We start from the raw sequence: 6,298 nt of genomic DNA, 5'->3' as shown, positions 1-6,298 counted from the left end.
ATCCGAACCCAGCCTTGTCGGTAGCTATTGTGATCGCGTCTAAGTCCCGTTTCAATTCCATTGATGCTCACGGATTGCACTGAAGCCGGTTCATCGCTGCTAATTGAGTAAATAACGGTGACGGGTTTTTCATTCATGGCAAAGGTAAAGTGTAATCCATCCAGCTGATTTGGCAAGACGGGATCGATGACGACATCGTCATACGACAGTCTCAAACCCAAAAATTGGCTGACGACTTGATTGAGAAAGATACCGGGCCCGCTGGAATATATGCGCCAACCTCCTTTCACCCGAACATGACCCGCCCGTAGCGCATCGAATAGCTGTTCGGCCTCATCCCGATCCCGCACATCCGCATCTGAGCTACTGAAATAGGCATTGCTCTGCCGTGTGAGCGCATTGGATACCTGATCCTGAATAGTGATCGGTAAAATCTGCAAGATCGCGTCGTAGGCTTTCCGGGCTTGGCCGATTTTGCACATCGCTTCGATATAGCGGATGTGGGCATGGACATATTGCAACCCGATCTCACGCCCGAAATGGGCCGACTCTTCGGCCCGACGGAATAACACTCGCACCCCGCCTTGATAGGACACGGGTTTGTTCATGAGGCGGACACCGTCCGGAAAACTTAAATGAGCCTCGATGAGCCTCAGGTGATCCTGCGCTTGTTCGGGGGTAAATAACTCGCCAATCATGCTGCGGGTCATCGGCAGCAGCCGATAGTGAATCTTCGTGCGCGTATCGCTTGGGTGAATGACGGGTTCGATCCACCCATCGGGGTGTCGATAGCCAAATCCGCTCACGACCTCATCCGGTAGAAGATGCTGGTTGAAATCTGCTTTGATGCGCCGGGCTAACTGCAGCAGGCGTTGTTCATCGGCATGGAGCCCCGCCTGCCTAAAGGCGGTGGCCAATTGTTGGAACACTTGAAAGGTTAACGCGACCGTCCAGGTGCTGACCATATGCTCACGCATGGCGGATTGAGCCGGTTGAAGGGTATCGTCCCAATCCCCGGCGCCGTAAGCTGATAACGCCGTACCCGTGATAAAGCGGGATTCAATGGCGTCAATCGTGCGCTGAACATGGCGTAACACCGTCGATCGGGTGGGAGTGTGGACAAACGTCGGTACCTTGGTATAGGGCAGCTCACTATCCAGAATGCTGAAATCATTGCTGGCTTCGAGGTACATCGCCAGCGCTTTTAAAGGCCAAAGGATGATGTCACCATGGCTCTCCGGGTGCTGGATAGTGGCGAACCGGTCAAACATAAACCACTGTGGCCAATCTGCCGTCTCCTCATATTGCTGGGCAAAGACCGTTAACAAGATCTGTTTAGCTTCAGAATGGTGTTGGGTGGCCAACAGGAGTTCGAGCGGCCCTTGGCAGACATCGCGGACACCCCATGCCGCACCGGAAAATTGTTCGAGACCATGGGGCGTCGTATAGTGGACCATGGCATTATGTACGTACCAGTAAAAGATGTCATTGAGTTTGTCGCAAAGTGGATTCGTTTTGGTGAGTGATACGTGAAATTGTCTAGCGAGTGATTGCCAAAATGCCCAACTGGCCTCTTGGTCTTGCTGCAGGTCAGCCGGCTGAGTTTGATATTTCTTGCATAAGCTCTTGGCGTGATCGGCGTTGAGGATGGAACCCGTGATCGCCAAAGAAAACGTTTGCACCGGTTTGGTACGAACTGTGAGATAGGGAAGTCCACGGGACTGGTGATCGGTAAATAATTCTTCATCTGTGCCAATGTGCTCGACCTTGGCTGGTTCTGCCGTCGTGATATAGAACACGGTATCCGGATATCGTTGGGTCATATCCGTGCTGGCATGTGGACTCAAGGTAGCGGTGGCTGTCGGGGCATCAATCTCGATATGGCCCTGATGGTCCAGTTCATGGTTGCCCAGAACCAGATTGCTGAGTATGACAAATGTGTCGGTCTGATCGGACTCAATACTCAAAAACGCGGCGGCGTCCTCGGGGCTGACCCAGGCATTGACCACAATCCATCCCTGATCCGTCTTGTAACGCCATCGGCAGGAGTGCAAGCCGATTTCATAACAGGACGGCATCCCGAGCAGATGATACGTGGCGCCTCGCTTGATGAAAATGCGCAGGCCGCTCGTTTTAAATATGTTGAAGGGAGTTCTCGTAATGGATAACAGTTTGTTGAACGACGTGTTGCCAATACTCAGATGGGAGTGAAAGACGCCGGCCATATGTGTGGTTGAACTCAGCCCGTCGTCCTGCGGAATCAGGGCGTGACCGCTGCGCAAAATATGGCCGTGCTGGCGTTCGACGAGCTGCTCTTTGGCTTTGAACACCACATGGGTGGCATCCGCATAGAATAATGACAACAATGTTCCGTCGTGGATTTCATCATGGCGTCGCCGATCCGGGAACAGGTCTTGGACATCGTCTTTGGTTAAATCCTTACCGGTCAGCATCGTCAGGTTGTGCAAGATCGTCTGGGGGGTTGGATGTGGCGTGAAGACGTGAGTGGGTGGTTGCTCTTGTAATTGTTGGATACGTTCGATGGCGGGATGAATACGGTCGGCGTCAGCGGGTTGGGTGGGCTCCGGATGGTGCGGCACATATTCGGCATAAAACGTGACCGAGTGGGACTCGCCGGGAGCAATCCGGAGGATATCGGATTGTAGACCGCAGAATGCCATTTCGAATTGTTGTTTGACACTCACGAGGCAATCCTGGGTGAGTCCAACCGGGATGTTGGTCTGTTTATACGCCAATCCATAAAACGGCAGACCATCTGTCACGAAGCCCCGGACGTGACTGGTACTCCCCTGCATGAGCCAGGGATGTTGATCTTCGCATGCTTGATTCTGGCGTGAACATACGACGGGTCCGTATGTGTCGTGGGTCAAAACAGAATGATCAATATAGTGGCTGCAATAGGCTTCATTGTTCCGGATCGCCCCTTCGTGGGCCAGGCCGATATCCTGGGTATAGATCACATCGCAGAGACGATCCGTCGAGGCGGTGTTGTGAATATCGATGGTCCAAAACCACAGCGTGGCTTCCGGGTGTAGCGTCAGTGAACAGGTATACGTCAGATCTTGCCAGTGTCCTTGCCATCTGGCTTGGTGTGGTGTGTATGCGAACGTACTGGGTGATGAGGGTCCGATCAGCGGGATAAACGTGAGCGCATCAGCCGTGCGGAGGCGTAAATACACATTGTTCAATGCCCCTTCAAGCGGGTTACCCAGTATCTGATTAATCATCACATCATCACACATCGCGCGGAACAAACCGCCATTCTGAAAAAACGCAAAACAAAGGCCGCCTGAGTTGGTTAACTCAATCGTGTCCATCTCATAGCGTGATTGAAATGTCGTCATGATGTCTCCCGATGGTTCTGTGGCAAACAGTTGTTCGAGACGAAAAGAATCGTAATAACTCTAATGGGTAGGCGACGAAGACGTAGAATATCTCAGCGGGAGATTACTTGTCTCCCACCAATGCCTTCCTCTGTCCTCAATTTCGGGGTAATGTCACTCTAAGGTAATCTTAAAAGGAAGATTAAAACAAGAACATCCCCATAACGCAAAAGGCATTATAGGTCATATGACAAACCATTCCTGATGTAAGAGCTTGGGTTCTCATGCGTAACCACAGTGTGGCTAAGCCCAAGCAGAGAATGGCTAAAGCTGCGGGGGGATAAACGTAAATTTTGGGAAAATGCACAGCCACAAACATGCCGGTAACAATTATACCTCCTGGAAGTGGACCCCATGTTTGTGAAAACCCGGCATACAAGATACCTCTAAATAAACATTCTTCAATGAAAGGAGCGATTACCACGATTAATACGATCCAGAATAATTGCGGAATAAAGGGAGCGTTCAGCATTTGGGAAGTGAAGGGTCTGGGTAAAGTGTGGTCTGGGGAAAACCAATAGAAAAAACACAAGCCCCAGCCAAGACTGAGGCTTAACCCTATAAAAAAAGGCCACGTAAAAAATGATCCATGATTCGGTTCCCATATCGATTTAAACAACCATTGAAATGGGCTTTGACCTTTTGACTGTTTGAAAATAATCCACAATCCTGTACCAGCTCCCCCAACCACACTCACGATGCTCAAAAAAGGAGCTGTCCAGTGGTTCAGTTCAATCCAAAAAGCATCAGAGACTGGGCCGACTATTCCTTCCCAGAATCCTGCGAGAAACCCTAAACTAAAATCCAAAGAAACATAAAGAAACTCACGGGCGAGAATAAATCCCAATAAAACGAGAAATGCCCCCTTGGCTCCGAACCAGGAAATAGGTTCAGTGGAAGAGAAAGTCGAGGTGGAAGAAGCCATGGCAGAGGAGTGAGACATAGTTTCATGTCGGTTGTTAACTTCTTTGCTTAAAGAAGTTACTTTCCTACTAAAAGTCAGGAATGGTGTAAATATAGTTGCCGCCCATGTGAAAAACCTTCAATCAACCGGTCGTTCAGTTCAAGATGAGCTGTTTTTTACTCTCCCTTATTAATAGGAATGGCATTGTAACAATGGAGACCTCTCACATGATTACCGTGAGTGATACGAGGACGAAGAATACGGTCATGGATGCTTTCGATTATTGATTAGACGCATCATGATAGACAGCCAAAAGCAACATCATCATTAAGAGGCCAAAGGCTACGATTATAATTAATCTCCTAGTTTCTTTAATTTGATGGTTGGCCTTTCCTTGACCAATGGCAAAGGAAGCTAATGGAAAGAATGTGCCTCGCAGTTGATTGAGCCCTAATGGGACAAGAAGCCAAAAAATAATTAATAGCGGAATGCCTAAGAATAGGGCAGGGGACATTTGCATCTGTTCTAAAATAAAACGCCATTCGATGCGCGCAACCATGAGGTAGGACACCAAACCTCCCATCATGCCACCAATAGGCATCAAAGAGAAAAAATTCATTTCCGAAATTTTCCCGTACCAAGGGTTTAATCGTTTTATTAGTATTTTAAGCTCACAGTTAAGTCGTGAAATATTTTCCTCATCTCCGAAAATTTCCCATTCGATAGGTGAACTCCTTCTATTGGAAAATTCCAATTGCCGAAAATGGGGTGTGGTTCTTGTATTAGTCTGGGAAGTAAATTGCATCGCTTCTATTTGACGCTTGCCAGAATTTTCCAACCTGATCACTTCCTGTGGAGAAGAAACCCTTCTTTCAGGGGAATCATGAAAACGCACCGTGGCAACCACTGCACCGTGAACCTGAAGGAAATGCCATAATGTTTCGATGTCAGAACCCCTCAGTACGAAAGCGTGACTTTCTCGAAATTTGTTGACGTCCAAGGGAGGCTTAAGACTATTAAATTCTCCTCCAACAGGAGCTTCTCGGTTATGGGGGAAGACTTTTACATACAGATGAATACCTAGCCATAACCCCATGCCACAGGAAATTAATTCCAGTGGGAATTTTAGGTTATTGGTTTCCTTCAAAATTTGAGTGAGAAAAAAGGCTAACCCGCTTGCGATAAAATAGAACGCCCCGAGGTGAAACATTTGCAGGGGCTCTTTAAAAGGATTTACCCGCCATGATGGGGGTTGCCACTCTCTGGCTTTTTTGGGATGGGCAAGAAAACCGTAAGCGAGCAAGAGGAAAATGCCAACGGCACTGACAATGAAAAAAATAAGCGAGGACATTACCACATCTAAAGATGATAAATTTGCGGGGTCTATCTGAATTCCCGGCCATAGGCCTCCGATCGCACCAGACGCAATGATTGCCAGCCGAACAAGAAGCCATAAATTGATGGTACTCATCGCATCTTTGAAATTTTTGACCAAGGCACCAGGCATCATATCTTCCTTTTTGTGTTAATTGGCTTGGCACCTAAAGAGAAAATGTTATTTGGGCCCATCTCCTTTTCGGATGTAGGAACGGACCACTTAATAAAGTAAGGTTTTGTACCCTTCTAGTCGATTCCCGCTGTGGTGGACACATCTGAAAAGGGCCATATTAGGCGAGAAGGCGTGACATGGAGAAACGAGGAGTGTTGAAAAATGCCGCCAGCGGCATCCTCGCCCCTTGGCAGTGCTCACGTACTCCTCCGTAGGCTCCGCTCGTCCAGGCGGCTGCGGCCTTCCCTTCGGCATGACTCAGGGCAGGACTGGACGAACCTGTTTGAGCACTCCACTATTTTTTCCGGTGAGCCTCAGGTACTTATAATGCTGATGAAACGGCAAAATCTTTGAAATAATCAACAGCTCCAAACGCAGGAAGTATGGTCAGGAGCTTGGGTGAAATTTTGTGATCCAACTCTTATCAATAGGATCATCGGG

General features: G+C 48.6%; 3 protein-coding genes. All 3 read right to left on the bottom strand.

The features are described from left to right. On the bottom strand, positions 1-3,365 hold a 3,365-nt coding region (locus tag AAH187_RS17650; RefSeq protein ID WP_342349802.1), incomplete at its 3' end, for an amylo-alpha-1,6-glucosidase. Between the two features lie 181 nt (positions 3,366-3,546). Then, positions 3,547-4,251: a CPBP family intramembrane glutamic endopeptidase gene (locus AAH187_RS17645; RefSeq protein WP_342349801.1), complete on the bottom strand. Its 705-nt coding sequence runs from the start codon at positions 4,249-4,251 to the stop codon at positions 3,547-3,549. Between the two features lie 337 nt (positions 4,252-4,588). Then, positions 4,589-5,803, bottom strand: coding sequence for a hypothetical protein (locus tag AAH187_RS17640; protein ID WP_342349800.1), 1,215 nt, complete (start codon positions 5,801-5,803; stop codon positions 4,589-4,591). Between the last annotated feature and the right edge of the window lie 495 nt (positions 5,804-6,298).

Origin of the sequence: uncultured Nitrospira sp. (assembly GCA_902500695.1) — a bacterium.
In the GTDB taxonomy this organism is placed as follows: Bacteria; Nitrospirota; Nitrospiria; order Nitrospirales; family UBA8639; genus Nitrospira_E.
This window is presented reverse-complemented; position numbering and strand designations above follow the sequence as displayed.